This is a genomic window from Hymenobacter negativus, assembly GCF_017571495.1.
GTDB classification, from domain to species: domain Bacteria; phylum Bacteroidota; class Bacteroidia; order Cytophagales; family Hymenobacteraceae; genus Hymenobacter; species Hymenobacter negativus.
The window spans coordinates 24,090-49,972 of record NZ_JAGETZ010000014.1; the positions used below are offsets into that span (position 1 = coordinate 24,090).

Below are 25,883 nucleotides of genomic sequence, written 5' to 3' on the forward strand. Positions count from 1 at the left end.
CTAATACTTAATGCATCGAGGTATTCTACATTATATTCTGCTACGGCTCGTATTTTGAAGAAGCAGGACTTAACGCACTACTATCAGAAATAGTATGGGTTCGTGTAAAACATGCGCATATCTTCATACTGTAAGTCCGCCTTCCTTGTAACTGAAAAACCCGAACCAAGCATATAGCCTGATTCGGGTTTTCTATTAGAAACGGTAGCAGAAGCTTACTGAATCTTGAAGGTAATTGGTACAGTAAACGAAACGCTTACTGCTCGGCCGTTCTGCTTGCCAGGGATGAATTTAGGCAGAGTTTTTACCGCCCGAATCGTCTCCTCGTCCAAGCCGGAACCCAGACCTTTCACCACCTTCACATCCGAAACATCGCCTTGCGGGTTTACGGTGAAGCTAACGAAGATGCGGCCTTCAACTTGGTTACGCAGTGCTAGCGGGGGGTATTTCACCGCCTTCTGGATGGCGTTTACGATAGCAGCGTTGCCACCACCACCGGGCAGCTGAGGCATTTGTTCTACATAGGTATAAACCTTGTTTTCAACAACCTCTTCTACCACTTTGTCGCCTTCGCCGGAGAGCTCAGTCAAATCAGGAGCATCGGTGTTACCTTTTACGGTTACCGTAGCTACGGTTTTGTCCTTGAGCTCTTCTTGGTCCGGAACCTCCTCCTTCTTTACTTCCTCATCTTTTTTCACCACTGGAGGGGTGAATTTGATGGTAGTCAGTTTGGGGGGCGGGGGCGGAGGAGCCTCGGGCGGTGGAGGAGGGGGTGGCGGCTTGGTTTCGTCAAGCGGCGGTGCGTCCATGAGCACGTTTTCCTGAAGCATTTTCTTCTCCTCTTTCGGCATCTTGTCTTTCAGATACTGAGCGATGAGTGGGAAAGCGATAAGCAGGATGAACAGGGAAGTGGCAATAACCAACGCCCGTGTTACGTGTCGCTGGTATAAGCGCCGCAGGACATAAGCCCCGTAGGCCTTATTACGACCCTCAAAAACGATGTCGTTTAAGCTGGCCTTCGCGATTTGCGCGTTATCCATCATAGGGCTGAATCTTTAATAAGGGTCAGGTCGTCTTGAGGTACCTTCACCAAGGCGTACTTCTTCTGGTTGGTGATGTTCATCTCGTCCAGAATGTCAACCATGTTCTTATACTTAGCGTCTTCCGTTGCCTTGATAAGAATAATGGGCTCAGGGCGCTGGCGCTGACGGTCCAACAGGACCTGACGAATACCAGTAGCTGAGAAGTTGGTTACTTTCAGTTCGGGCTTGGCTACCGTTTTATCGAGCGGCGTGTTCAGCCCGAAATAGTAGTAAGCCTTGTTGTCTTTACCAAGGATGATGGTCATGGCCTGTGAGGCCTTGATTTTAGTGTCTTCCACATCATCGGTCTTCTTCACCGGCATCGTGAGTTGCATCACGTTGGGCTTGGCGAAGGTGGTGGTCAGCATGAAAAAGGTAAGCAGGAGGAAGGCCAAGTCCACCATTGGGGTCATGTCGATTTTGGTCGACATTTTCTTGGCCCGCTTCTTCCCACCTTTTCCACCGGAGTCGGCTTTGCCTTGTATTTCTGCCATGGGATTTACTTAAGTGAAAAGACTGAAAAAGCTGTCGAAGTTACCCGATTAACGGGAGGCAACTGGTGCGTTTTCCATGTCCGTGATGAGATTGAAGCGGTTGATGTCCTTCTCTTGCAGTAGCTTAATTACCTGCTGCACCGTAGGTACGTCGGCGTCGCCGTCGCCCTTGATGGCAATATAAGTCGGCTTCTTGAAGATGGCCTGGTTGGCACGACGCGACTCAAGTACCCAATCAATCAATTGATTGTTAAGTGAGTCAATCGGCACACCGGGCTGCTTGGCGTTCACTTGCTTGCGGTCCTCTTTGCTCATATTGAGGTAAGAGCCAAGCTGACTGACTGGCAAGCCGAAGTTAGGCAGGTCGCCAAACTCCTTCGCCTGCTGGGCAGTGAAGTTCACGCCATACTTAGCGCCTACTTTCTGCAAAGCCTGTATCTTGGTTTGCTTCGCATCGACGCCAAAAAAGACGCGCTTATTCTTGTCGACGGTCAGCGTAATAACGTTGTTCTCGGGCAGTTTTAGCTCCGAAATAGATGATGGCGTGTCTACCACCACGGACTCCTCAGGAGCAAATTTGGTGGTGAGCATGAAAAACGTCACCAGCAAGAAGGCCAGGTCGACCATCGGCGTCATATCGAGTGACGGCGATGTACGGTGCGGTTTTACTTTAGGCATTGCGAGGTGGGGGTTAAAAGGGGGCGATTCGCTCAAGAGAACGAACCGCCCCGCGTTTTAGTGCATCAGCAGTAGGCTAACTAAACGGAATTAAACCGTTTGAGCGTTCTGCGTATTGCCGTGCTGAGCGGCAAAAGTTTGGATGATGCTGAAGCCGGCCTCGTCGATACTGTAGGTCAGCTCGTCAATTTTGCTCGTGAAATAGTTGTAAGCCACAATAGCCAAGGCCGAAGTACCGATACCCAGAGCCGTGTTAATCAGAGCTTCCGAGATACCGTTGGCGAGGGCTACTGCATCGGGAGTACCAGCCTGTGCCAGAGCGGCGAAGGCGCGAATCATGCCGAATACCGTGCCGAGAAGACCTACCAGCGTAGCGATAGAAGCCAGTGTGGAGATGATAACCAAGTTCTTTTCCAGCATAGGCAACTCAAGAGCAGTGCTTTCTTCAATTTCCTTCTGGATAGCGAGGATTTTCTGGTCGGTAGCCATGGTACGGTCACGACCCATTTCGTTGTATTTCAGCAAGCCAGCTTTCACAACATTAGCTACCGAGCCTTTCTGCTGGTCGCAGGCGGCGAGGGCACCGTTAATGTCGTTGGTGTTCAGTTTCTGACGTACAGTGCGTACGAAGGCTTCAATGCTTTTCGACCCTTTTGCTTTGCTGATAGTCAGCATGCGCTCAATCGAGAAAGTGATTACGCAAAGTAACATCGTCATCAGGATTGGCACGATGAAACCACCTTTGAATACCACGCCGAGGTAATCGCCGGGGTTAGGGTTGTTTTCGTTGTTACCACCTTGGAAGTGGCTGCCATCACCCAACACGAATTTATAAACGAGTACGCTGACGATAAAGGCAAGAATGATAACGATGACGGAGAACAGCGAGGCACCACCGCTGCTTTGGGCTTCGGCTTTGGCGGCCGTTGCGGCAGGCCGTGGGCTCATATTCGTGGCATTTTTCTGTTCCATTGTTCCGGAGTTTTTGGAGGTTATTAAGTGTTGTAGTTGAATTGAGTGGGTAAAGAAAAAGCAAAAAAAGTTAGTCAGGAGCGCAATGCGCAACAAAAGAGCAATTGATAATCCCGCAACGCGAAAGCTAAATTGGTACTTATTGTAGCTAATTCTGCACAGTGAATCTCCTTAGCTTGGCAAACCTAACCAAAAAGTGTGGCCTCACCAAAGAAAAGTTGACTACCGTTAGTGTCAGCCAGCGAAGTGAATGCAGAATGAAGCCAACGCTAATTGGTCTGTTTGGGTTGGGGTGAGTGCTTTTTGGCTTCTTCCCAGTACACATCCATTTGTGCCAGCGTGAGGTCGGCAAGGTGTTGGCCGTTGGTAGCAGCGGCCGTTTCGAGATACTGAAACCGGCTGATAAACTTGCGGTTGGTCCGTTCTAATGCTTCTTCTGGATTGATGCCTGCAAAGCGGGCAAAATTGACGAGTGAAAAAAGCAAATCGCCAAACTCATCGGCGGCTTTCTCGGCATTCATTCGTTCGGGATGGCCATGGCTGTACTCGTCCCCGAACTCTGTTAATTCTTCTTGAACTTTCTCCCACACCTGCTCTGGTTGTTCCCAGTCGAAACCCGCACCCCGGGCCTTCTCCTGAATGCGCATGGCCTTCACCAAGGCTGGCAAGGAATTAGGAACGCCACCTAACACACCGTTGGTGTTGCCTTTTTCCTTGAGTTTGAGCTGCTCCCAGTTGCGCTTAACCGCTTCCTCGTCATCAGCTTGCACGTCACCGTAGATATGCGGGTGGCGGTAGATAAGTTTTTCGCATTGGGCATTGAGCACATCAGCAATGTCGAACACACCTTTCTCGGCGGCAATGCGGGCATAGAAAAGGAGGTGCAGCATAACGTCACCCAGCTCTTTCTTCAAATCAGGGAGGTCGTCGCGCAAAATAGCGTCGCTGATTTCGTAGGTTTCCTCGATTGTAAGGTGCCGTAGGGTTTGCAGGGTCTGTTTTTTATCCCAGGGGCATTCGGTGCGTAGGCGGTCGAGGACGTCGAGCAAGCGGCCAAAAGCTTCGAGCTGGGCCGGGCGTCGGGTAGTGATAAGCAGAGCTGTAGAATCGGGTGCAGGTTTTTCCATTGTTTCAAAGATAAACTCCTGCACCATCAAACGCCGACGAATGCCTAATTTTACGCGTTCAAAAAAATTACTCCGTGACTTTAATAAAATCTATTTCCGGCATTCGCGGTACCATCGGTGGGCCGGTTGGGCAGGGCCTGACTCCTCTTGATGTAGTGAAGTACGCCGCTGCATATGGCACTTGGGTGAAAACCCAGCCCACAGAGAGCAAGCTGATTGTGATTGGACGCGATGCGCGCATCTCGGGTGAAATGGTGAGCCGCCTAGTGGCTGCTACACTGCAAGGCCTAGGCCTCGATGTGTGCGACCTGGGGTTGAGCACCACGCCTACCGTAGAAATGGCCGTACCTGCCAAGAAGGCGGCTGGCGGCATTATCCTCACCGCATCGCACAATCCCAAGCAGTGGAACGCGCTAAAGCTGCTCAATGCTGCCGGAGAATTCATCTCGGAAACGGAAGGGCAGCAGGTGCTAGCTTCAGCCGAAAGCGAGGATTTTGAGTTTGCGGCTGTGACCAAGCTAGGACAGTACACCACCGACAATACCTTCCTCAAAAAACACATCAAAGCAATTCTGGCGCTGCCACTGGTTGATGTGGAGTCTATTAAAGCCCGTAATTTCCGTGTAGTGGTGGATGCTGTGAACTCATCGGGCGGCTTTGCGGTGCCGCAGCTTCTGGAAGCGCTGGGCGTGACGACCATCGAAAAGCTGCACTGCGAGCCCACCGGCGACTTCGCCCACAACCCAGAGCCCCTGCCTGAGCATCTGCGCGACATTGCCAAAGTGTTGGAGAAAGGCGGCTTCGACCTCGGCATCGTGGTGGACCCGGATGTGGACCGCTTGGCGCTGGTGAGCGAAAACGGTCAGATGTTCGGCGAAGAATACACCCTGGTGGCCGTGGCCGACTACGTGCTGAAAGCGCTGGGCGGCGGCAATACTGTGAGCAACCTGAGTAGCACCCGCGCCCTGCGTGACGTGACTGAAAAGGCCGGTGGCAACTATGCCGCCGCTGCCGTAGGCGAGGTGAATGTGGTGACCAAAATGAAGGAAACCAACGCCGTGATTGGCGGTGAGGGCAACGGAGGTATTATCTATCCCGAACTACACTACGGCCGCGATGCCTTGGTGGGCATTGCGCTGTTTCTGACGCATTTGGCTAAGTCTGGACTGACCATGAGCCGGATGCGCAGCTCCTATCCGGGCTACTTTATCTCAAAAAATAAGATTGAGCTGACGCCGGACATTGATACCGATGACGTGCTGGCCAAGATGGAAAAGCGTTACGCCAAGCAGCCCGTGAATACGATTGACGGCGTGAAAATCGAGTTCGATAAGGAATGGGTGCATTTGCGCAAGTCGAATACTGAGCCGATTATCCGGATTTATGCCGAATCTGATTCAAATGCCACTGCTGACTATCTGGCACAGAAGATAATCGGTGACATTAAGGAAATTATTGCGGTGAAAGCTTAAATGAATTTCGGACGCAACTGTCAGACCAAGGGCGGTTAGCTTTTGATTCGGGCTAAAAGTCCGAAGTTTGTACTGTGATAACTCCGAAGAAGCCGGGTGCACCCACGCCCGGCTTCTGGTTTTTAACCCAATCTGCAATGAGTTCAGCTTCCCCCTCCGCCCCCAAATTCGCTTATTTTGATAATGCTGCCACTACGCCCCTCGACCCTGAGGTGCTGGAAACCATGCTGCCCTTCCTGAGCCAGCACTACGGTAACCCGAGCAGTCTGCACGGGCCGGGCCGGCAGGTTCGGGCTGCTATCGAAAACGCCCGCAAAACGGTTGCCCACTTGCTCAATGCCGCGCCGGCCGAAATCACCTTCACCAGCGGCGGTACGGAGGCAGACAATTACGCCGCGTTCGGTAGTATTCGTACGCTGGGGCTGAAGCACGCCATTACCTCGCCGCTGGAGCACCACGCGGTATTGCATCCCTTGCAGGCTATGGCGAAGAACGGGGAAATTGAACTGCACTACATCCGGCACGACGAAGCTGGTAAGCTTGATTTGGGGCACCTGGAGGAATTGCTGGCGGGGCAGTCACGCACATTTGTAAGCCTGATGCACGCCAATAATGAAATTGGCAACCTGAACGACATTGAGGCCATCGGTGAGATTTGTGCTCGTCATGATGCTGTTTTCCACACCGATACGGTGCAGACGATGGGGCACTATCGCCACAATGTGCAGCAACTGAAAAATCATTTTTTGGTAGGGTCAGCGCACAAATTTCACGGGCCGAAAGGCATTGGATTCCTCTATACCCGCAGCGGCTTGCAGGTGAGCCCGCTCATACATGGCGGTTCACAGGAGCGCAACGTACGGTCGGGTACCGAGAATGTATATGGCATCGTTGGCTTGGCTAAAGCGCTGGAAATTGCCGTGCGCGACTTGGCCACGCATCAAGCGCATGTGCAGGGCTTGAAAACCCGCTTCATTGAAAAGCTGCGCGCCGAGATTGAGGATGTGCAGTTCAACGGCCTCTCCGAGTACGCCGACCAAAGTCTGTACACCGTGCTGAGCGTGAGTCTACCACCGTCAGCTATCAGCGAGATGCTGCTTTTTAACTTGGATATTAGTAAAGTAGCAGCTTCGGGTGGCTCGGCCTGTACTAGCGGGGCGCAGGCGGGATCACACGTACTCGATGCCTTGGGCTGCGACCCTGACAGAGCTACCGTACGCTTCTCGATGAGCAAAATGAACACTGAAGCGGAAGTGGACTATGCCGTAGCGGCATTGGCCAAACTGTACCGCCCGGTGGCGGTTTAATAAGCCAGGCCAGTTCTAAAAGCACAAGCGGCTCGTTGGATCGAATTCAGCGGGCCGCTTGCACTTTTAGAACTGGCCTGTGGCGCCGCCTCCACCCGACTGTCCGCCCCCAAATTCGAACCCGCCGCCTGCTGGGGCACTGGGCGCGTGGGCCGTTTGGGCCTGAATCAGGTTTTCCAGGTTGAAATGCCGTGGCTCATCATCGGGCAGTGAAGTGAGGCCGTAGCGGGCGGGCCGCAAGGAGCGCAGCAAGCTGCCGGCCAATATCGTGAGCAGGGTGCCGGCTGCTACCGCGGCTATTTCCGGTGGCAGCACCGAATGATAATAGCGCAGCGTGAACAGAGAAAAAGCCAGTGCCAGCATGCCTAGTAGTAGCATAGAGCGGTCGGCACGGCGCAGGCCTAGGGTGATGTAGAGCAGGGGTACACCCGCCGTGAGGGCATAGAACAAGGGGGCGAACGGGATTTGCTCCGACTTGAATTGATGGTGCAACTCCGCGTTGGTTTCGCGCACCACGAGGTAGTTGCCACTGAGGTACAGCACTGCCAGCGCAAGCACTTTCAGCATAAGGAGGCAGCGAGCGTAGTAGTCGGCTAAGTAGGTGCCCGCCAAGCGTCGGGTCAGCTGACGGTAGCCCAGCAGCGCGCTTGTCGCCGCTCCCATCATCAGGAAGGGCAGCAAGGCCTGGCCCAGTGGGCTATTCAAGCCAAAGAGAGCTACTATAAGCAGAAACGCGACGAACGCCGCCGCCGTGACTATGCCGTCGGCATAGCGCAGCACAGCCGCAACCAGCAGGGCCAATATTAGTAGGAGCACCAAAAAACTGCCGCCCAAATCGAGATGATAAGACCCATTGAAAGGCCACAGGTGGTCCGAAAAGATGTAGTATAGCAAGCTTACTGCCGACGCCAGCCCAGAATACAGTAGCGCATTATCGACCCCCGCGTGGTAGAAGCGCCGCTCTTTAATCATAAGTTCCAGCATGGCGAAGCAGGCCCCGCAGAAGAACAGGCCAGCGGCAATGGGCGAATGGCCGTCGGTAAGCAACAATGAAAAGCCGCCCATCATTCCCAGCGCAATCCAGGTAAAGATGAACAGGCCCACGCGTAGCGGCCAGACAGGCCGGTAGTAAGCAAGCGGATAGGCCACTTCGATAGCAGCTAGCTGAGCGGGGCTGACCAGCTGCTGACGCTGCCAGCGCGCCGCCCGGGCTCGCAGGGCCGTCGTAAATGGCCAGTCCAGGGGGTAGGCTTGCAGCTTCATGCTTTCGGGAAAGAGGCGGGTGGCTTGACTGGGCCATGCATGATTTTCTTCAGATTGACGAAGAACAACACGACTAGGAGGGCCGATAGGGGAAAGAGGAAGAATGAAAGCCCTAGTATCAGGCCATTGGGCAGCGTGCTGACCAGTTGCACGAGCAAGTAGCAGGCGGCAAAGTAGGCGTAGCCTGCTGCCAGCACTAAAAACCAGTAGGACTGCAGCCGGCGGGCATACCAGAACAGCCCCGCACACAATGTCAGCATTATGACCACATAGCTGAGCCCCAGCGCGGGCTCATCGTGAAAGGTGGCTTTCAGCAGCGAGGTGGCCAGGGCGGCCAGCGCCAGATTGCTGCCCAGCAGCAGGTAGGTAAAGGCAAAATGCGCCTTGCGGCCGCTGTGCTCCGAGTAAAAGCCAGCGGCCATCAGCAGGACACCCAGGCCAGTGGCGGCTGCGCGAATGTGGTCGTTCCAGAACTCGTTTTCGGTGAGTACGGCCAGTGGAGCCACCGTGAGGCCCACCCACGAAGCCAGTGCCGTGAGGCCCATAGCCAGCACGCCGCGATGGTCGAACCAGTAAGCTAACGGCAGGAAAACCAGCGCGGGCATTGCGGTTGCCAGCCCGTAGCGGCTGCCAAAAAGGCCGTATTGGTACTGCACATAGCCTTCCAGCACCACAAAAAGCAAGCAGCCGAGCAGCAGTAGATAGTCGGCCCCGACCGAGGTTTTTGGAGCCATGCCCCAGGTAAATGGGGCCCGGTACCGCGCTGCGTAGCCGAAGCAGGCAACCATGAGCGCGGCAATCACGGCGATGATAACGCCATGCCCGATGCTGTCGATATTCTGATAAATCAGCGCACCTAAGCCACCGGCCAGCAGCGTGATGCCGAGGTAAAGCAGGGCACGCAACTCGTAATGCAGCGAAAATGGTCGGGCCTGGTCGGCTTCCGCGATGGCAGCAGCTTGAGTAAGTGGTAGCAGGTTGCGGGCCTGTAATTCGGTCAGGTAGGGGTCGAGGGGGGGGGGCAATGGCATGGATGTGGAAAGGAACGCTTCAGCTTACCTGGGGGTGCAAGTACGGCATTCGTAGCTGGTAAAGCTGGCGGCCGGCGCAACTCGGGTTCTAAAATTCCTGCATCCTGACCCGCTGGCCGACGATATCAGCGCGGAATGACTAATTTTCGCCGGCCTTCGTAAACACCGGGCAACAACTTATTTCTGCATGGCTGACATTAATATTCAACGCAAAAAATCGGCTCCTAGCCCCTGGATTCTGGTGCTGCTGGCGGCAGTGGTGCTGGGCCTGGCGGCTTATTTTTTTCTTCGACCCGAGCCTGCTGATGAGCCCGCGCCGCCAGTGCCCGGTGCTGCTACCGACACCAAAACCACTGCAGGAGCCACCGCTGACACCGCCGAGCAAGCGCGGCGGCGTGCGGCCGTAGCGGCCATTCCGCCGGGCGATACCAGCCAGATTGCTGATGCCACCAATGCTGAAACGGCTGAATCACTTGCCGCTCAGGCCGCTACCGACCCGGCTGCACCCAATTACGCCCTCAACGGCTTGCAAAAGCTATCTGAAGTACTCGTTGCACTCACCGACCGCGACGACCTGCGTGACCCCACTACCACTGAGCAACGCGATAACCTGACCAGCGCCACTGCCCGGCTGGGCGAACCCGGTGCCAGCCTCCGCCCCGGTTTCGTAGCGGCCGCCGGTCTTATCCGGATAATGCAGCAAAAAGCTTATCCCGAGTTGGAAGATGCCACTAACGACTTGGTACGCCTTGCTGGCCAGCTATCCGGCCGTAGTGCTACGGCTGCCGACCAGCAGCAGAACAAGCAATTTTTAACCCAGGCTGCTGCTACTGTGAAAGTGCTGGGCGAGCCGAAACAGTAAATTTTAGTTGCCGGTTGGTGAGTGTTACCGAACCTGCTAGACAAACGACATCGAACAGCTAACCACTAATCTGTATGGAAACTATTGTTTTGCGCCGTTTGCGCGACCTCACCGATTTTGAAGTAGCCGACGACAACCCCGATGTGCGGGGCTGGACCGTGCGCGGCAACGATGGACAGGCCTTGGGCACAGTACACGAGTTGATAGTGGAGCCCGAAGCCATGAAAGTGCGCTACCTCGATGTGGAGCTTGACCCGCGCTTTCACATCAACGAATACGAAAACCACATCCTGCTGCCTATCGGCGTGGCCGCCATCGATACCGATGACGACAATGTGTTCGTGCCCGCTCTCAATGCTGAGTCGGTATTGAATTACCCGCCTTACATGGAGATTCAAATCACCCGCGAGTATGAAGAAGCCATGCTGCGCGCCCTTGGCCAGGAGCCTAGCACTGCCAACCGACGCTTCTACGAGCAGGATTCTTTCGACGCGGATAGCTTCTACAGCCGCCGTCGGGCTTCGTAGCGGGCGCAATGCTGGTTAAAACGAGTTCTGGTAAACACAGCGAAGCATCTCTACCACATGGTAGAGATGCTTCGCTGTGTTTACCAGGATATACTGTAAATGCTCCAATCAGTCCGAAGGGCCTGCTGTGCTAGTTCTGCCGAATCATCCCGGCCACGGCATCTACCCATTGCGGCTCCGAGTTTAGGGAAGGCACCAGCTGCCAGTGCTTGCCACCAGCTTCTTCAAATAGCTCCTTGAATTCTTCGCCCACTTCAATGGTGGTTTCCAGACAGTCGGCTACGAAAGCAGGGGAGAAGGCGAGTACGTTGTTGATGCCTTTAGCCGGGAATTCTTTGATGACTTCGTCGGTGTAGGGCTGGAGCCAGGGGTCGCGTAGGCGGCTTTGCAGGCGACTCTGGAAGGTGACGGTGTACTGGTCGTCGCGCAGGCCCAGCTCTTTGGCCAACAGGCGTGAGGTGGCAAAGCACTGCGCCCGGTAGCAGTAGCGGTTGTTTTTATTGTAGCTGGCGCAGCAGGTGCCCAACTTGCAATAGCCCTTAAAGCTGCCTTTCAACACGTGCCGTTCCGGGATGCCGTGGTAGCTGAATACAATGTGGTCGTAGTCATGCTTTGCCATTTCGGCCTTGCCCCGCGCCGCAAAGCTGCTGATGAACCCCGGGTCGTCGGCGAACGTGCTGATGAAGCTGATGCTTGGCACCACCCACCAGTCTTTCACAATGTCCATCACCTTTTCCTGTACCGAACCGGTGCTGGCTGCCGCGTACTGCGGAAATAGTGGCAGCACGATAATACGGTCGACCGCCGCGTCACGCAACTCCTCCAGTGCCTTCTCGATGCTGGGTTTTTGGTAGCGCATGCCAAAAGCTACCACGTAGTCTTTGCCCAACACCTCTTTCAGCTTGGCCTGCAAGTCGAGGCCGTGGTAGAGCAGGGGGGAGCCCCTCTCGGCGTCCCAAAGCTGCTGGTAGATTTTGGCCGATTTTGGGGCGCGCAACGGTACCACAAGTCCCTGAAACAGCGGGTAGCGCACGGCAGCCGGCATGTCAATCACGCGGCCATCGGTGAGAAATTCGTTGAGGTAGCGGCGCACATCGGGGGTGCTAGGCGAGTCGGGCGTGCCGAGGTTGACGAGTAATACGCCGATGCGGCGAGTGGGCGTAGCAGGAGAGTTCATTGGGGCAAAGTTCGGGAGCAACAATACAACTTAGGTTGCTGGCACGGTGGCAGCCAAGGCAACAAGAGCCTGTTCTAACTTTTCGGCAAAGGCTGCGTCCAGCACTAGGCCGCTGCCATCCAGCTTGGTGCGAACAAATGGCACCGGAAATGACGCCTCCGGTACTACCGCTGCACCCAACGCTTCCAGCGTGAGCAGTAGGCCACTGCGGGCCCGCTCGCCTCCCACTTCCGATGGCGAAGCGCTGAGCACCCCCGTGGGCTTCTGATAAAAGCTGCCAGCTGAAACCAGCCAGTCAAGCGCATTTTTCAGGCTGCCAGGCATTCCGTAGGCGTATTCGGGTGTGGCAATAAGCACGGCGTCGGCGGACTGCATTTGCGCACGCAGGGCTGCCACGGCTGCTGGGGCACTGTCACAGGGCCCATCTAAATCGGGGCTGAAATGTGGCAGGCTGAGAATGTCTTCGTAGAACGCAACGGTAGTTCCGGACGGTGCCAGGGCAGCAGCGGCACGTAGCAAATGACTCACGGCCGAACCGGCCCGGGGACTGCCGGAAAAGGCAAGAATGGTCATGCAGTAAGGGGAATGAATCCATCAAACCATCAAATTCCACTGATGGTTTGTGCCGCGCTCCGTACTTGCACCCGAATTTTAGTATTGCCGATAATGACGCCACCCGATACCCTTGCCGCCTCTTCGCTCAACATGCTGCTATGGGTGGCCGGCCAGCATGGCGCCGACGTGCCGGCCTTGTGCCAGGCCGTCGGCTTCGACCCCACTGCTACCGCTGCTGCCGGCCCCGACGCCCGCGTCCCCATTGCTACCATTCAGCGCCTGTGGCCGTTGGTGATTGAGGCCACCCAGGACCCCAACTTCGACCTCCATCTCGGCGGCTACATCAACTTTGCCACGGCCGGCACGCTGGCTTACGTCCTGATGCACGCGCCTACATTGGGGACTGCTATCACGCAGCTGTGCCGCTACCAGGATGTGGCCTGCCAAGGCGTGCATACCTTCCAAACATCGGCTGCCGAATGGCCCGGCGGCATCTGGCTGACTGCGGAAGTAACCAGTGCTGCCATCGTGCATCGGCAGTATGTGCTGAATTCGGAGCTGTCGATTTACCTCTCCATCTTTGCCACGCTCACGGGCCAGCCAGTGGTACCGCAGGCCGTGCGCCTCACCTACCCACGCCCCGCCGATGTGCGGGAGCATGAACGGGCTTTTGGTACTACTGTCCTGGAATTTGATGCGCCCCTTACTCAGGTCGCTTTCGATGCTGCTACGCTGGCGCGGCCCGTGCTCCACGCCAACCCGGCGCTGTTTCCCATCTTCGAGCAGCATGCCACGGCTCTGTTGGCCCAGCTGCCCACTCCCCAGCCGCCTACTTTGGCTGAGCGGGTGCGTGGCGAAATAGTGCGTCTGCTCAAGGGCGAAGCGCCCACGCTGGCCAGCGTGGCCGACTGCCTGCACCTGGGAGTGCGCACTCTCCAGCTCAAGCTTAAGGAAACCGGCCACACCTACCAGCAGCTGCTCGATAACGTGCGCCGCGACCTGGCCCAAAGCCACCTCCGTGAACCCCACCTCAGCACCACCGACATTGCTTTTCTGCTCGGCTATTCCGAGCCGAGCGTGTTCGTACGCTCCTTTAAAAAGTGGACGGGCCAGACGCCGGGCGCGTTTCGGCGGTAGCTGAAGTGGCAATGCGCGCCGTACGGTTGCGGTCGACCCAATAAGCCAGCAGTATTGGCAGCCACAGCAGCTGGCCGCCCCAGCCGATAACTTCGGTAGAGGCCGGCGCCGGGCTCAGCAAGCTACTGATATGGACCAGCAGGAGAAACGCAACCAGGCCCCACACTCCGTAGCGCCCCACGCCATTGCGGGCCTGCGTATTGCGCAGGTACATATACAAGCCCCCAAGAAAGAACAGGGCTTCCACCACCTGCGTCCCCACCATCGAGTTCCAGAGGCCGAAGCCCAGCAGCGGCGACGCGCCCGGAAAAAGCGGCAAATCGGGCCGATGCACCACCAAATCGAGCAGCCAGTGGCTGGGCACCAGCAGCCCTACCAGCAGCGCCCCGCCCGCATTGCGCCGCAGCAGCCAGTACCCCAGGCCCAGCAGCAGGCCCCAAACCAAATCCATGGCGAGGCTATGCGAGAAGGGATAGTGCGCAAAATCAAACGGCGAAACGGCCATCAGGCCTGGCACCACCCGCACCGTTTCAATGCCCAGCAGCAGCAAGTTGGGCCACAGCAAATCGGCAAACTGCGCCGCCAAAAACAAGGTGCCCAGCGACACGCGCGGCTGCACCGTCTTGGTGCCAAATCCTAATCCAAAATGCCCGATAAACATAGCGTTGATGTGTGAAGTGAGAGGTCCGTTGAACAAGTCAAAGGTCCGGCCCGCCTTCAGCGGCACTGCTGACGTTTTCCGCAAATCGAATTGACCAAAAGCGAAAATCTGCGCTTCGTCAGGCTTCTCTATCCTCAGGATAGTGGCTGGGGGTGAGGTTGCCTGCAAGCGGGCCACTGGCTCACGACTTTAGTGCTCCCCTAGCTATTGCCCTCGATAAGCCGTACCTTTGCGGCCCTGATTATCAAACCCATCCATCGTGAACCCCGAAACCAAACCCCACCGCGCCGGCTTTGTGAGCATCATTGGCAAGCCCAATGTGGGCAAGTCCACGCTCATGAACGCGCTGGTGGGCGAGCGGCTCAGCATCGTGACGAGCAAAGCCCAGACCACGCGCCACCGTATTCTGGGCATCCTTAACGGTGATGATTTCCAGTTGATTTATTCCGACACGCCTGGCATCATTCAGCCTAAATACGAGCTGCACAACGCCATGATGAGCTTCGTGTACTCGTCGCTCGAAGATGCCGACGTGGTGCTTTTCGTGACCGATATTTACGAAAAACACGACGAGGAGCCCGTCGTTGAGCGGCTGCGCAAAATGGTGGACACGCCCATTATCCTCCTCGTCAACAAAATTGACCAGGCCGAGCAGGCCGACGTGGAAGCCAAGCTGGCCTACTGGAAAGAGCAACTGCCCAACGCCGCCGAAGTGCTGCCCATCTCCGCCCTCAACGCCTTCGGCACCGAGCGTGTGCTGGAAATGGTGCTGGAGCGCCTGCCCATTCACCCTGCTTACTACCCCAAAGACGAATTAACCGATAAACCGGAACGGTTTTTTGCCGCTGAAATGGTGCGCGAGAAAATCTTCAAACTCTATAAGAAAGAGATTCCGTATAGCTGTGAAGTTGTCATCGAGGAGTTTAAGGAAGAAGAAGCCATCATTCGCATCCGCGGCATCATCTACGTGGAGCGGGCCAGCCAGAAGGGCATTGTCATCGGCCAGGGTGGTGAGGCACTGAAGAAAGTAGGCACCTGGGCGCGCGAGGAAATGGAGAAGTTTTTCCTGAAAAAAGTGTTCCTGGAGTTGCACGTGAAGGTGAACGAGAACTGGCGGACGGACACCAAGGCGCTGAGCCGGTTTGGCTACCAATAGAACTGTAGCGTGGACTCTGTGAGTCCGCGCATTGAACGAACGAAACATCACATGGGCGCGGACTCGCAGAGTCCACGCTACAATATTTCCGACCATCTATAACATAACGCACCCCGGACACTGCCGAATCTAGGTCGGGTCGGCGGCTGGGGCCACACAACATGTCAAAGCAAAACACGGTCGCCATTGTCGGGCGGCCCAACGTGGGCAAATCCACGCTTTTCAACCGCCTCGTGGGCCAGCGCAAGGCCATTATGGACAACGAGAGCGGCGTGACCCGCGACCGTCATTACGGCTACGGTGACTGGATTGGCAAGAACTTCACCGTGATTGATACGGGTGGTTACGTGCACAATTCGGAAGATATTTTCGAAGGCGAAATCAACAAGCAGGTGAAGCTAGCCATTGAGGAAGCCGACGTGGTGCTCTTCATGGTGGATGCCGATGCCGGCGTACACGGCCTCGATGAGGAGTTTGCGCACGTATTGCGCCGCTACATGGGCAAAAAGCCCATCTATCTGGTGGCCAACAAGGCCGATACCAACCTGCGGGCCAATGGCGTAGGCGAATTCTATTCGCTGGGCCTCGGCGACGGCGAAATATTCGCCATCAGCAGCCAGAACGGCCACGGAACCGGCGAACTGCTGGATGCCGTAGTGAGCCATTTCGACGACCCCGGCATTGAAGAGCCAGAGTCGGAAATCCCACGTATTGCCGTAGTAGGCCGCCCCAACGTGGGTAAATCTAGCCTGGTGAACCTGCTGTTGGGCGAAGACCGAAGCATTGTGACGGACATCGCCGGCACGACTCGTGACTCGATTTCGGCTCGCTATAATGCCTTTGGCAAAGAGTTTATCTTGGTAGACACGGCCGGCCTGCGCCGCAAGGCCAAGGTGAGCGAGGACGTGGAATTCTATGCCAACATGCGCAGCCTACGTGCCCTAGAAGAGGCCGACGTCTGCATCGTGATGCTCGACGCCAGCCGCGGCATAGAAGCTCAGGACGTGAACATTATCACCCTGGCCGACAAGAACCGCAAAGGCATTGTCATTCTGGTGAATAAGTGGGACTTGGTGGAAGATAAGGACACCAATACGGCCAAAGAGTTTGAGGCAAAAATCCTCGAGAAGATTGCGCCCATTTCCTACATCCCTGTCATTTTCATTTCGGTGTTGAACAAGCAGCGCGTGCACAAAGCCATCGAAACGGCCATTGAAGTGTACCACAACAAGCGCCGCAAAATTCCGACCTCGCAGCTGAACGACGTGATGCTGAAGGAGATTGAGAAATACGGCCCGCCCGCCCTCAAAGGCAAGATGATTCGCATCAAATACGTGACGCAGTTGCCCACACACAATCCGGTGTTTGCCTTCTTTGCCAACTTGCCGCAGTACGTGCAAACCAACTACACGCGCTACCTCGAAAACCGGATGCGTGAGCACTTCGACTTTACCGGGGTACCCATTGGCATCGTGTTTCGCAAGAAATAAGGCTGGCTATATCGGGCCTCATCAGGAGTTTGTAAAATATTTTCAGCAGCAGGGGTTACCTTCTCTAACCTGAAGTATAAAGCCTCGAATTTGAAGCTAAGCTTCAGAAGTTATCTGGAAATCAACCACATTTTAACCCTACTCAAGATGAAAAAAGTATTGTTCCTCGCCCTGGCCCTCGGTTCGTTCACCTTCTCTTCCTGCGACAGCAAGAAAGAAGATGCACAAGAGCAAGTTGGCGAAAACGTGAAAGAAGCCGGCGAAGCCAAGGCTGATGCCATGGAAGAAAAGGCTGACGAAGTTCGTGACTCGGCTGATGCCAAAGGCGAAGCCATCCAGGACGGCGCTGACAAAATGGACGCTGCTGGTACCACCACCACGACCACCACGACCGAAGAAGTTAAGAAGTAATTCTTGCTGCTTTAGTAAAAACAAAAAAGCCTCTCCGGCAACGGAGAGGCTTTTTTGTTTTTAAACTGTAACGCTTGTAATGTGGAAAGCAGCTTTGCCGGCCTTTTGCTGCAGTATGCTACAGCTCGGTTTCGGGAGCGCCAAGCCGGCGGTTTAACAGCCCATCTACTACTTCGAAGAGGCGGCGTGGTTCGTAAGTCCGCCACGGAAGGTCATCGAGCTGACCACCGAAATTAACGTAGTTGTCCACGTTGTACTGCTTCATTTCGCGCTGCACGTGTTCTTGGAAGTTCACGCCTGCAATCCAGCCGTCTTCCACGTCTTCGTACCACTCTTCATAATACGAGTCGTCCGAGCCGTGGAAGTTGAATACGTTTTCGCCAATGAGAATGAACTTGCGGATGCCTTCGTGCACCAGCACATCAATGATGTTCCGCTTGAGCTCCATGATGTCATTTTCAATGGCATCGTTCCACTCACCAATGAATTCGAGCACGGCAATACCCAATTCGTAATCGGCAAAAAGGATTTTAAAAAACAGCGTGTCCGATCCCAGGCTGTCCCACTGCGGGTGGATGTAGTAGCCGTAAATGGTGTTGGTGTACGTGTCGAGGCTGTTTTCGGCTTCGAAGAGGGGTGAGCGAGGGTCATCGGTAGCCGAGTATTGCTCAATCCAATTGTAGTGCGGCTCAATAGTGTGCATAGAATAGGTGGCACATGCTTTAGCTGGTGCCTTCTTAGAAACGCTGAAAAGGCCGAATCGTTCGCCGTAAAAAGCAAGCCAGTGAGGCACAAGCTGAAGCCTTTGCTACTGCCTGGCTGCCTCCAGCGCGGCCCGTACGCTGCCGTGTTTCTTTAGTAGCTCAGCGGCTTCGGCTTCTTCAAGGCCTAACTCGTCCATCAGCATCTTCTCGCCGCGCTGCACCAGCTTCTCGTTAGAAAGCTGCATGTCCACCATCTTGTTGCCCTTCACGCGACCCAGGCGAATGAACGTGGCAGTGGTGAGCATGTTGAGCACCAGCTTTTGCGCAGTGCCAGCCTTGAGGCGCGTGCTGCCGGTGAGGAATTCCGGCCCCGTTACTACTTCTACCGGAAACTCGGCGGCGGCCGCTACACCCGAGTCGGCATTGCACACCACGCAGCCGGTGGCCAGACCAGCAGCACGCGCCTTATTCAAACCACCGATGACGTAGGGCGTGCGGCCTGAGGCTGCAATGCCGACGAGCACATCTTTGGCATTGATGTCGTGCTTTTGTAAGTCAATCCAGGCCTGCTCGGCGTCATCTTCTGCGCCCTCCACGGCTTGGCGAATGGCGCCGTCGCCGCCCGCCATGATACCAACCACCAACCCGGCCGGGACGCCAAACGTGGGCGGGCACTCCGAGGCATCTACCACACCCAGCCGTCCACTGGTGCCCGCCCCAATGTAGAACAGCCGACCACCTGCTCCGAGCCGTGCCACAATAGTTTCCACCAGGGCCTCAATTTGAGGCAGTGCTTTGGCCAAGGTTTGAGGCACGGTTTGGTCGAGCTGGTTCATTCCGGCCAGCAGCTCGGTGGTGGAGAGGGTTTCCAGGTTGTTGAACTGGGAAGGAGCTTCGGTGGTCATCATAGCGTTTGGAACAAGCTTTAGCTTGTTCGGGATAAGGGTTTCATATGGCCGGGAACAAGCGGAAGCATGTTCTACAACAGCCGACCAATTACTGGAAAATTATCGAATACGTTGGCCGTATGCGGCGCGTCTTTGTCCAGCTCGGCGGTCAGGTCCTGGCCGGCCCAGTGCTCGTAGTGGTTGCCGCGCCGCCAGAGCCGCGAGCGGCTGACGTCGTAAATCTGACCTTGGTATGCCACCCATATTTCGTCGCGGTCCTGACCGTTGCGTAGGGCGAGCTGAGATTTGGTGTAGGTTTTAATTGTTGGTTGCTGGTTGTCAGTTGTCAGGCTCATGCTCCTCTCTTACAAATCTGATTGACAACAAACAACTGATAACTCTCAACTAAAACCCTAGCTCAGTAGCGCCTGCAAGCGAATCCAGCGTTGCGGCAGGTCGCCTTGTGAGGCATTGAGGTAGTCCTCATAAGTGCAGGGCACCACGCGCTTCACCGAATTGTCGCCGAGGCGCTCTACTTCCATCCACCACTTCTCGGCACGGCGCGACTTGTAGAACACCAGCTTATCCGGGTTGCCGGGCAGCACCACCGTGTAGGTGAGGAAGCGGAAGGTGCCGAAACCAGTTTCGGGCCGGCGATGGTAGAAGCCTTCCACAAAATACCAGAGCATGGTGGCAATAGTGGCCGCCGCCAGGCCGTTGGAGTCCACGTCGGCGCGGTATCCGTAGAGTCCGAAAGAGCTTAGCTGCTCGTTATGGCCAGCATACCAGCACAGTTGAGTGGCTTCTTCGTTGCCCAGTCCAAAAGGATTGGCCGGGTAGTAGCCCGGCGAATCCTGCCAGCGAATGGCAGCAATATCTACGCTCATAAAATCGGCCTGACGCACCAGTGGCTCAGCCAGACGGCGGTCAGCGCGTACTTCGCCCACGCTCATGGTATCAAAATGCAGCTTTTCGAGCGCCACGGTCACTTCAGGCGGCGTGAGATACTGCTGGTGACCAAGGTGGGCCAAGCTGAATACGATGTTAGGCTCGTGCACCAGCAGGCGGCGCAAATGGCTTTCCTCGGGCGGAGTGCTGGGGCCGGGCTCAGCCATATCAGGCCGTGAGTCGACCACCGTTATGTTGATGGTGCGGTTCTGCACCTCGTAGGCCAGAAACTGACCATAATCCAAGTCGTGGCTGCCACCGAGCAAGATGGGGACTGTATTTTCCTCCAATAAAGCCCCAATAATCTCGCGCAGGCGCTGGTAGGTGTCTTCCAGCGTGAGGCCGGGACGAAGGTTACCCAAGTCTACCAGCCGGAGCAGGCCGGTGCCTTTTTGCAACTGGTAGAAGCGCTGACGCACTTCATTGGGGCCGTGGCGGCGGGTGCTGGGTGGGCCGGCGGCACTGCCCCGCCATTCGTCGAGGCCGATAAGGGCGAGGTCGGCGGCGCGCCAGTCAGGGAAGGTTTCGGTGAAGCGGGTGGCGTAGGCGGCCAGCGTGGTAGGCACGGGCACGGCGTCGGTCAGCGTTTCCGGCAACGGGTCGAAAAACAGGGCCAGATTCATTGGGAGCGGTAATGCAAGAAGCCAAAATTACACCTAAAAAGGCCGGGTTTTTGGGGTTTTTGACCCTTTGCGCTACCGATTTGGTTTTAACCCGTACTAAGCCTGCTACTGTCTGGTTCAGCTTTCGGTAGCACGGCCCCAAAAAAAGCGCTTTATTTAAGCGGAAATTCACCAGATACGCTTTATTAAAACCCACCCATGGACGTTCGTCGTGCCTTTGACATCCTCGCTCACCAAATAGCTGAGTCGCCCAAAAAAGACGCCCTGGCTTCCAAAATAGATGGCCAGTGGGTGCCCATCAGCAGTCAGGAATTACAGGACCAAGCCAATCGGGTTTCGTTGGGGCTCGTGTCGCTGGGCCTTAAACGGGGCGATAAAGTAGCCATTATCAGCATGAACCGTCCCGAATGGATGCTGGCTGACTTCGGCATCTCCCAAATAGGGGCTACCAGCGTGCCGATGTACCCGAGTATCACCGTTGAGGACTACAAGTACATCTTCACTGATGCCGGGGTGCGCGCTGTATTCGTGGCTGATAAAAAGCTGTTTGATAAGGTGAGGGAGGCAACGCAAGGCTTGGATATTCCGGCCGAAAACGTCTTTACCTTTGATAAAATCGAAGGAGCCCGCCATTTCAGCGAGCTGCTGGAAATCGGCAAAAAGGGGAATGCAGCCGACTTAGAACCCCTGAAAGCTGTCGTGCAGCCCGACGACCTGCTCACGCTCATCTACACCAGCGGCACCACTGGCAGCCCCAAAGGCGTGATGCTTACGCATGACAACATCCTGAGCAACTGCCGTAACTCGCAGCGCTTTGTGCCCGTCACAAAGAATGACAAAGCGCTCAGCTTCCTACCGCTATGCCACATTTTCGAGCGCATGGTGACTTACCTGTACATGATAAACAGCGTGAGCATCTACTACGCCGAGAACATGGACGTCATCGCCGACAACCTGCGCGAGGTGAAGCCCGAGATTTTCACGACCGTGCCGCGCCTGTTGGAGAAGGTATACGATAAAATCGTCGCCAAAGGCCACGAACTGGATGGCATCAAAAAAAGCCTGTTCTTCTGGGCACTGGACTTGGGCCTTAAATACGACACCCAGAAAGACCAAGGCTTCTTCTATAATACGCAACTCGCGCTGGCCAATAAGCTTATCTTTAATAAGTGGCGCGAAGCGCTGGGTGGTAACCTGCGCTGCATCGTGAGCGGCGGTGGAGCTTTGCAGCCGCGCCTGGCGCGCGTATTCTGGGCAGCCGGCATCCGGGTGATGGAAGGCTACGGCCTGACGGAAACTTCGCCGGTAATTGCCGTAGGTGGCTACGAAGCCGAAAACAATATGATTGGCACGGTAGGTCCGCTCATCGACAACATGGAAGTGCAAATTGCTCAGGATGGCGAGATTCTGACCAAATCAGCCTCCGTGATGAAGGGTTACTACAACAAGCCCGACCTTACGGCGGAAGTGTTCGATAAAGACGGTTGGTTCCACACCGGCGATATCGGCGAGTTGGTGAATGGCAAGTTTTTGAAAATCACCGACCGTAAGAAGGAGATGTTCAAGACTTCAGGCGGCAAATACATTGCCCCGCAGGTAATCGAAGGCAAACTGAAAGAAGACCCGCTCATTGAGCAAGCCATGGTAGTGGGGGCCGACCAGAAATTCGCTTCCGCATTGGTAATACCTTCGTTTTCTGACCTCAAAGGCTGGTGCAAGCGCAACGGCGTGCCGGATGCGACAAACGAAGAACTGGTTAAGAACGAGAAGGTAGTAGAGCTCTACGAGGGGTTGGTGAAGAAATACAACCAGAGCTTTGCGCAGTGGGAGCAGGTAAAGAAAATTACCTTATTACCCGAACTCTGGACCGTGGAAACCGGCGAGATGACGCCGACCATGAAGGTAAAGCGCAAGGTCATTACAGAGAAAAACAAGGCCTTGATTGAGGGCATGTACCATTAGGTTGAGCCTGTTGCAGCGTGAGCAATGCATTAACCCAACCTCTCGATGTGACCAGCCTGTATAAATGTGAAAAGCCCCGACTCATTCGCAGAGTTGGGGCTTTCTGCTTGCCAAGGGCTTGGGCTGTCGGCGTGGTCGGCTGGATTCAACTGGCAGAATGGTGCGCCACGGTAGCAAGAGGCTTGGCATGCATGAAAAGATTATATCAACTGTTATGCAAGCCTAATAAATTATTCGTAAGTTTACCGCACTTACACCCCGCCCATGAAACCTGAAGAAACCGTTGATTATAACATCAAAGTAGCCTGGCATGCCATCTCGCGGATGTATAACACCCAGGCGGCCCAAAACGATATTACCACAAGCATTGGCTTCGTGCTGCTGAATATCGACCAGGAAAAGGGCACTCCCGCCACGAAAATCGCGCCTTTGCTGGGCCTCGAAACCCGTAGCCTAACCCGTATTCTGCGGAGTATGGAAGAGAAAGGTCTTATTTATAAGCAAGGCGACTCGGTAGACAAGCGCTCAGTTCGTATTTTCCTAACGCCACTGGGCTTGGAGAAGAAGGAGGTTTCACGGCAGACCGTGAGGCACTTCAACCTGAAAATCAGGGAGAAAATACCGCAGAATCAACTGGAAGTATTCTTTAAAGTAGCGGCCCAGATTACGGGCATGATTGAGGGTAAAACCTTGTTTGAAGACTTCGTGCTCAAGCCCTTGCGTACGGAATCGGCAGCTTCTTAAGAATCTAATTCCTGGAGCGTCATGCTGGGCAGAGCCAAAGCATCTCGCGGGCAGTAGTAATCAAGACGATTGCAACGAAGCGAGCGGGATGCTTCGGCTACGCTCAGCATGACTGTTCTTTTATTCATAACCAACCCACCTCACCACCCAAAGTAGAAAGAGGATGAACCGAACCATCAAGAAAGTGGCCGTGCTCGGCTCCGGCGTCATGGGCTCGCGCATTGCCTGCCACTTCGCCAACATCGGCGTGCAGGTGCTGCTGCTCGACATCGCCCCCAAAGAGCTGACGCCAGACGAGGAGAAAAAGGGCCTGAAGTTAGAGGCACCGGCAGTGCGCAACCGCATTGTGAATGCTGCGTTGCAGGCCGCAATCGTTGCCAACCCCTCGCCGCTCTACCGCAAGGCCGATGCGACGAAAATCAAGACTGGCAACTTCGATGACAACCTCAAGGACATTGCCAGCTGCGACTGGACGATTGAAGTCGTAATCGAGCGCCTCGATATCAAAAAGAGCCTTTACGAGCGGGTGGAGCAGTTCCGTAAAAAGGGCACCCTGATTACCAGCAACACCAGCGGTATCCCAATTCACCTGCTGGCCGAGGGCCGCTCCGAGGATTTCAAACAGCATTTTGCCGGCACGCACTTTTTCAACCCGCCGCGCTATCTGAAGCTGCTGGAAATCATTCCGACGCCGGACACCAAACCGGAGGTGCTGGATTTCCTGCAACACTATGGTGATTTGTACCTGGGCAAAACCGTAGTGCTGGCTAAGGACACGCCCGGCTTCATTGCCAACCGCGTGGGCGTTTTTGCCCTGCTCGATGCCATGCAAACCATGCAGAAGCTGGGCCTGACCGTGGAAGAAACCGACAAGCTAACCGGCCCGGTAATTGGCCATGCGAAGTCGGCAACGCTGCGTACTTCTGACGTGGTGGGCTTAGATACCACCATCAATGTGGCCAATGGCCTGGCACAGGGCCTCCCAAATGACGAGGCCAAAGACGTGTTTGAACTGCCCGATTTCATCAAGAAAATGGGCGAGAGCAAGTGGCTCGGCGATAAAACCGGTCAAGGCTTCTACAAGAAAGTGAAGGGCGAAGGCGGCAAGTCGGAAATACACGCGCTCGACCTGACTACGCTGGAATACAAGCCGAGCCAGAAGGTGAAATTCGCCACGCTGGAGATGACCAAGAGCATTGACAAGCTGGCCGACCGGTTTAAGGTGCTGGTGGCAGGCAAAGACAAGGCCGGTGAGTTTTACCGCTTGAGCTTCGGCAGTCTGTTCGCCTACGTGAGCAACCGGATTCCCGAAATCTCGGACCAGCTCTACAAACTGGACGATGCCCTCCGTGCCGGTTTTGGCTGGGAAATGGGGCCGTTTGAAACCTGGGACGCGCTGGGCGTGCAAGCCGGTATCGACCTGACCAAGGCAGCTGGCCGCACTCCTGCACCGTGGGTGGAGGAGATGCTAGCGGCTGGTAACCAGACATTCTACCGCGTGACCGAAGCCGGCGTGCGCGAGTTCTACGATGTGGCTTCCAAGAGCTACCAGCCGGTGTCGGGCGTGGAGAACTTCATCATTCTCGATAACCTGCGTGCCAGCGGCAAAGTGCTGTGGAAAAACGCGGGCGCATCCGTTATCGACCTCGGCGACGGCATCCTGAACGTGGAGTTTCACTCCAAAATGAACTCGCTGGGCACCGACGTGATTCAGGGCCTCTTGAAAGGCGTGGAGATGGCTGAAGCCGGCTACCGGGGCCTTGTGGTGGGCAACGATGCGCCGAACTTCTCGGCCGGTGCCAACCTGGGCCTCGTGTACATGCAGGCGCTGGAGCAGGAGTTTGACGAGCTGAACCTGATGATTCAGCAGTTCCAGCAGGCCATGATGCGGATGCGCTACAGCAGCATCCCGGTGGTGGGTACCCCGCACGGCCTCACCCTGGGCGGCGGCTGCGAGCTGAACCTGCACTGCGACCGGGTGGTAGCAGCAGCCGAATCCTATATCGGCCTTGTAGAGTTCGGCGTCGGCCTGATTCCCGGCGGCGGCGGCACCAAGGAAATGACCCTGCGCACGGCCGCTAAGTATGAGGAAGGCGAGCCCGAATTCAACCTGCTGCGTAATACCTACATGACCATTAGCACGGCCAAGGTTTCAACCTCAGCCGCCGAAGCCTTCGATTTGGGCTTCCTCCGTCGCGGCGACGAAGTAGTACTGAACAGCAACCGCGTTATCGCGCAGGCTAAAGCCGCCGCGCTCGATTTGGCCGATGCTGGCTACACCCAGCCCACGCAGAAAACCAACATCAAAGTGCATGGAAAAGGCGCGCTGGCCATGTTCAAAACCGGCGTGTACGCCATGCAGCAGGGCAATTACATCTCGACCCACGACCAGCTCATTGCTGATAAGCTGGCCTACGTGATGTGCGGCGGTGACCTGTCGTCGCCCACCGAAGTAAGCGAGCAGTACCTACTGGATTTGGAGCGCGAAGCCTTCCTCAGCCTCTGCGGCGAGCGGAAGACGCTGGAGCGGATTCAGTCGATTTTGACAACGGGTAAGCCGTTGCGCAACTAGCCTCACGAGTAACCTCACCCCCTGGCCCCCTCTCCCGCGGA

Annotated in this window: 25 protein-coding genes; 11 read left to right on the top strand and 14 right to left on the bottom strand. The window is 55.6% G+C overall.

The annotated features are described in order from the left end of the window. Window positions 1-215: 215 nt before the first annotated feature. From J4E00_RS23065 to mazG, 5 genes are all read right to left on the bottom strand, one after another. Complete coding sequence (locus tag J4E00_RS23065) at window positions 216-1,043, bottom strand: energy transducer TonB (protein ID WP_236050077.1); 828 nt, start codon at window positions 1,041-1,043, stop codon at window positions 216-218. Next, a complete protein-coding gene (locus J4E00_RS23070; RefSeq protein ID WP_208177679.1) occupies window positions 1,040-1,576 on the bottom strand; it encodes an ExbD/TolR family protein in 537 nt (178 codons plus the stop codon). Before J4E00_RS23070 ends, J4E00_RS23065 begins: the two co-directional genes overlap by 4 nt. Window positions 1,577-1,624: 48 nt before the next feature. Then, window positions 1,625-2,254 carry an ExbD/TolR family protein gene (locus J4E00_RS23075; protein ID WP_208177681.1) on the bottom strand — a complete coding sequence of 210 codons (630 nt, stop codon included), beginning with the start codon at window positions 2,252-2,254 and terminating at the stop codon, window positions 1,625-1,627. A gap of 90 nt (window positions 2,255-2,344) precedes the next feature. After that, the gene (locus J4E00_RS23080; protein WP_208177683.1) at window positions 2,345-3,226 is read right to left on the bottom strand and encodes a MotA/TolQ/ExbB proton channel family protein; all 882 of its coding nucleotides are present in this window, start codon (window positions 3,224-3,226) and stop codon (window positions 2,345-2,347) included. A gap of 269 nt (window positions 3,227-3,495) precedes the next feature. Next, window positions 3,496-4,353 carry a nucleoside triphosphate pyrophosphohydrolase gene (gene mazG / locus J4E00_RS23085; protein ID WP_208177685.1) on the bottom strand — a complete coding sequence of 286 codons (858 nt, stop codon included), beginning with the start codon at window positions 4,351-4,353 and terminating at the stop codon, window positions 3,496-3,498. A gap of 74 nt (window positions 4,354-4,427) precedes the next feature. On the opposite strand from mazG, the gene glmM reads away from it, so the two are divergent. Next, complete coding sequence (gene glmM, locus J4E00_RS23090) at window positions 4,428-5,825, top strand: phosphoglucosamine mutase (RefSeq protein WP_208177687.1); 1,398 nt, start codon at window positions 4,428-4,430, stop codon at window positions 5,823-5,825. Between the two features lie 137 nt (window positions 5,826-5,962). After that, window positions 5,963-7,132, top strand: a complete 1,170-nt coding sequence (locus J4E00_RS23095; protein ID WP_208177689.1) for a cysteine desulfurase family protein — start codon at window positions 5,963-5,965, stop codon at window positions 7,130-7,132. A 66-nt stretch (window positions 7,133-7,198) separates the two neighbouring features. Here the strand turns inward: J4E00_RS23095 and J4E00_RS23100 are convergent, their stop codons facing one another. Then, a complete protein-coding gene (locus J4E00_RS23100; protein WP_208177691.1) occupies window positions 7,199-8,395 on the bottom strand; it encodes a hypothetical protein in 1,197 nt (398 codons plus the stop codon). Further along, on the bottom strand, window positions 8,392-9,426 hold the full coding sequence (locus J4E00_RS23105) for a DUF2157 domain-containing protein (protein ID WP_208177692.1): 1,035 nt from the start codon (window positions 9,424-9,426) through the stop codon (window positions 8,392-8,394). The genes J4E00_RS23100 and J4E00_RS23105 overlap by 4 nt, the downstream gene beginning before the upstream one ends. A 187-nt stretch (window positions 9,427-9,613) precedes the next feature. On the opposite strand from J4E00_RS23105, the gene J4E00_RS23110 reads away from it, so the two are divergent. Both J4E00_RS23110 and J4E00_RS23115 read left to right on the top strand, forming a co-directional pair. Beyond that, the gene (locus J4E00_RS23110; protein WP_208177693.1) at window positions 9,614-10,288 is read left to right on the top strand and encodes a hypothetical protein; all 675 of its coding nucleotides are present in this window, start codon (window positions 9,614-9,616) and stop codon (window positions 10,286-10,288) included. Between the two features lie 74 nt (window positions 10,289-10,362). Then, window positions 10,363-10,815, top strand: a complete 453-nt coding sequence (locus J4E00_RS23115; protein ID WP_208177694.1) for a PRC-barrel domain-containing protein — start codon at window positions 10,363-10,365, stop codon at window positions 10,813-10,815. A gap of 130 nt (window positions 10,816-10,945) precedes the next feature. Here J4E00_RS23115 and hemH read toward each other — a convergent pair whose 3' ends face one another. Next, complete coding sequence (gene hemH / locus J4E00_RS23120) at window positions 10,946-11,992, bottom strand: ferrochelatase (protein WP_208177695.1); 1,047 nt, start codon at window positions 11,990-11,992, stop codon at window positions 10,946-10,948. Between the two features lie 30 nt (window positions 11,993-12,022). Continuing rightward, a complete protein-coding gene (locus J4E00_RS23125) occupies window positions 12,023-12,565 on the bottom strand; it encodes an NADPH-dependent FMN reductase (protein WP_208177696.1) in 543 nt (180 codons plus the stop codon). A 93-nt stretch (window positions 12,566-12,658) separates the two neighbouring features. On the opposite strand from J4E00_RS23125, the gene J4E00_RS23130 reads away from it, so the two are divergent. Then, entirely contained in the window at window positions 12,659-13,684 is a 1,026-nt protein-coding gene (locus J4E00_RS23130; protein ID WP_208177697.1) for an AraC family transcriptional regulator, read from the top strand. Here the strand turns inward: J4E00_RS23130 and J4E00_RS23135 are convergent. Next, entirely contained in the window at window positions 13,641-14,345 is a 705-nt protein-coding gene (locus tag J4E00_RS23135) for a hypothetical protein (protein ID WP_208177699.1), read from the bottom strand. The two genes, J4E00_RS23130 and J4E00_RS23135, sit on opposite strands and share 44 nt — an antisense overlap. Before the next feature lie 259 nt (window positions 14,346-14,604). Between J4E00_RS23135 and era the strand changes: the two genes are divergently transcribed. The 3 genes from era (at window position 14,605) to J4E00_RS23150 (ending at window position 17,402) form a co-directional block, all read left to right on the top strand. After that, window positions 14,605-15,501 carry a GTPase Era gene (era, locus tag J4E00_RS23140; RefSeq protein ID WP_208177701.1) on the top strand — a complete coding sequence of 299 codons (897 nt, stop codon included), beginning with the start codon at window positions 14,605-14,607 and terminating at the stop codon, window positions 15,499-15,501. 161 nt (window positions 15,502-15,662) lie between these two features. Then, the gene (gene der / locus J4E00_RS23145; protein ID WP_208177703.1) at window positions 15,663-16,991 is read left to right on the top strand and encodes a ribosome biogenesis GTPase Der; all 1,329 of its coding nucleotides are present in this window, start codon (window positions 15,663-15,665) and stop codon (window positions 16,989-16,991) included. A 147-nt stretch (window positions 16,992-17,138) separates the two neighbouring features. After that, window positions 17,139-17,402 (top strand): hypothetical protein, encoded by a 264-nt coding sequence (locus J4E00_RS23150; RefSeq protein WP_208177705.1) that lies wholly within the window; start codon window positions 17,139-17,141, stop codon window positions 17,400-17,402. Window positions 17,403-17,520: 118 nt separating this feature from the next. Here the strand turns inward: J4E00_RS23150 and J4E00_RS23155 are convergent, their stop codons facing one another. From J4E00_RS23155 to J4E00_RS23170, 4 genes are all read right to left on the bottom strand, one after another. Continuing rightward, on the bottom strand, window positions 17,521-18,105 hold the full coding sequence (locus tag J4E00_RS23155; RefSeq protein WP_208177706.1) for a hypothetical protein: 585 nt from the start codon (window positions 18,103-18,105) through the stop codon (window positions 17,521-17,523). A 105-nt stretch (window positions 18,106-18,210) separates the two neighbouring features. Beyond that, window positions 18,211-19,011 carry an N-acetylmuramic acid 6-phosphate etherase gene (gene murQ, locus J4E00_RS23160; protein WP_208177853.1) on the bottom strand — a complete coding sequence of 267 codons (801 nt, stop codon included), beginning with the start codon at window positions 19,009-19,011 and terminating at the stop codon, window positions 18,211-18,213. Between the two features lie 74 nt (window positions 19,012-19,085). Continuing rightward, window positions 19,086-19,349, bottom strand: a complete 264-nt coding sequence (locus J4E00_RS23165) for a cytochrome b5 domain-containing protein (RefSeq protein WP_208177707.1) — start codon at window positions 19,347-19,349, stop codon at window positions 19,086-19,088. A gap of 57 nt (window positions 19,350-19,406) precedes the next feature. Further along, window positions 19,407-20,564, bottom strand: coding sequence for a formimidoylglutamase (locus J4E00_RS23170; protein WP_208177708.1), 1,158 nt, complete (start codon window positions 20,562-20,564; stop codon window positions 19,407-19,409). Between the two features lie 198 nt (window positions 20,565-20,762). Here J4E00_RS23170 and J4E00_RS23175 point away from each other — a divergent pair, with 198 nt between their 5' ends. The 3 genes from J4E00_RS23175 (at window position 20,763) to J4E00_RS23185 (ending at window position 25,842) form a co-directional block, all read left to right on the top strand. Continuing rightward, a complete protein-coding gene (locus J4E00_RS23175) occupies window positions 20,763-22,526 on the top strand; it encodes an AMP-dependent synthetase/ligase (protein WP_208177709.1) in 1,764 nt (587 codons plus the stop codon). A gap of 264 nt (window positions 22,527-22,790) precedes the next feature. Then, entirely contained in the window at window positions 22,791-23,270 is a 480-nt protein-coding gene (locus J4E00_RS23180; RefSeq protein WP_208177711.1) for a MarR family winged helix-turn-helix transcriptional regulator, read from the top strand. Window positions 23,271-23,433: 163 nt separating this feature from the next. Then, entirely contained in the window at window positions 23,434-25,842 is a 2,409-nt protein-coding gene (locus J4E00_RS23185) for a 3-hydroxyacyl-CoA dehydrogenase/enoyl-CoA hydratase family protein (RefSeq protein ID WP_208177712.1), read from the top strand. Window positions 25,843-25,883: the final 41 nt, after the last annotated feature.

Bases quoted from the DNA above. Each gene is read 5' to 3' on its own strand.
- J4E00_RS23115 (WP_208177694.1), top strand. From the start codon at position 10,363: ATGGAAACTATTGTTTTGCGCCGTTTGCGCGACCTCACCGATTTTGAA.
- J4E00_RS23065 (WP_236050077.1), bottom strand. From the start codon at position 1,043: ATGATGGATAACGCGCAAATCGCGAAGGCCAGCTTAAACGACATCGTT.
- J4E00_RS23110 (WP_208177693.1), top strand. From the start codon at position 9,614: ATGGCTGACATTAATATTCAACGCAAAAAATCGGCTCCTAGCCCCTGG.
- J4E00_RS23100 (WP_208177691.1), bottom strand. From the start codon at position 8,395: ATGAAGCTGCAAGCCTACCCCCTGGACTGGCCATTTACGACGGCCCTG.
- J4E00_RS23150 (WP_208177705.1), top strand. From the start codon at position 17,139: ATGAAAAAAGTATTGTTCCTCGCCCTGGCCCTCGGTTCGTTCACCTTC.
- J4E00_RS23175 (WP_208177709.1), top strand. From the start codon at position 20,763: ATGGACGTTCGTCGTGCCTTTGACATCCTCGCTCACCAAATAGCTGAG.
- J4E00_RS23165 (WP_208177707.1), bottom strand. From the start codon at position 19,349: ATGAGCCTGACAACTGACAACCAGCAACCAACAATTAAAACCTACACC.
- J4E00_RS23125 (WP_208177696.1), bottom strand. From the start codon at position 12,565: ATGACCATTCTTGCCTTTTCCGGCAGTCCCCGGGCCGGTTCGGCCGTG.
- J4E00_RS23095 (WP_208177689.1), top strand. From the start codon at position 5,963: ATGAGTTCAGCTTCCCCCTCCGCCCCCAAATTCGCTTATTTTGATAAT.
- J4E00_RS23170 (WP_208177708.1), bottom strand. From the start codon at position 20,564: ATGAATCTGGCCCTGTTTTTCGACCCGTTGCCGGAAACGCTGACCGAC.
- mazG (WP_208177685.1), bottom strand. From the start codon at position 4,353: ATGGAAAAACCTGCACCCGATTCTACAGCTCTGCTTATCACTACCCGA.
- J4E00_RS23155 (WP_208177706.1), bottom strand. From the start codon at position 18,105: ATGCACACTATTGAGCCGCACTACAATTGGATTGAGCAATACTCGGCT.
- J4E00_RS23130 (WP_208177697.1), top strand. From the start codon at position 12,659: ATGACGCCACCCGATACCCTTGCCGCCTCTTCGCTCAACATGCTGCTA.
- J4E00_RS23075 (WP_208177681.1), bottom strand. From the start codon at position 2,254: ATGCCTAAAGTAAAACCGCACCGTACATCGCCGTCACTCGATATGACG.
- J4E00_RS23180 (WP_208177711.1), top strand. From the start codon at position 22,791: ATGAAACCTGAAGAAACCGTTGATTATAACATCAAAGTAGCCTGGCAT.
- J4E00_RS23105 (WP_208177692.1), bottom strand. From the start codon at position 9,426: ATGCCATTGCCCCCCCCCCTCGACCCCTACCTGACCGAATTACAGGCC.
- murQ (WP_208177853.1), bottom strand. From the start codon at position 19,011: ATGACCACCGAAGCTCCTTCCCAGTTCAACAACCTGGAAACCCTCTCC.
- J4E00_RS23070 (WP_208177679.1), bottom strand. From the start codon at position 1,576: ATGGCAGAAATACAAGGCAAAGCCGACTCCGGTGGAAAAGGTGGGAAG.
- hemH (WP_208177695.1), bottom strand. From the start codon at position 11,992: ATGAACTCTCCTGCTACGCCCACTCGCCGCATCGGCGTATTACTCGTC.
- J4E00_RS23185 (WP_208177712.1), top strand. From the start codon at position 23,434: ATGAACCGAACCATCAAGAAAGTGGCCGTGCTCGGCTCCGGCGTCATG.
- J4E00_RS23080 (WP_208177683.1), bottom strand. From the start codon at position 3,226: ATGGAACAGAAAAATGCCACGAATATGAGCCCACGGCCTGCCGCAACG.
- J4E00_RS23135 (WP_208177699.1), bottom strand. From the start codon at position 14,345: ATGTTTATCGGGCATTTTGGATTAGGATTTGGCACCAAGACGGTGCAG.
- der (WP_208177703.1), top strand. From the start codon at position 15,663: ATGTCAAAGCAAAACACGGTCGCCATTGTCGGGCGGCCCAACGTGGGC.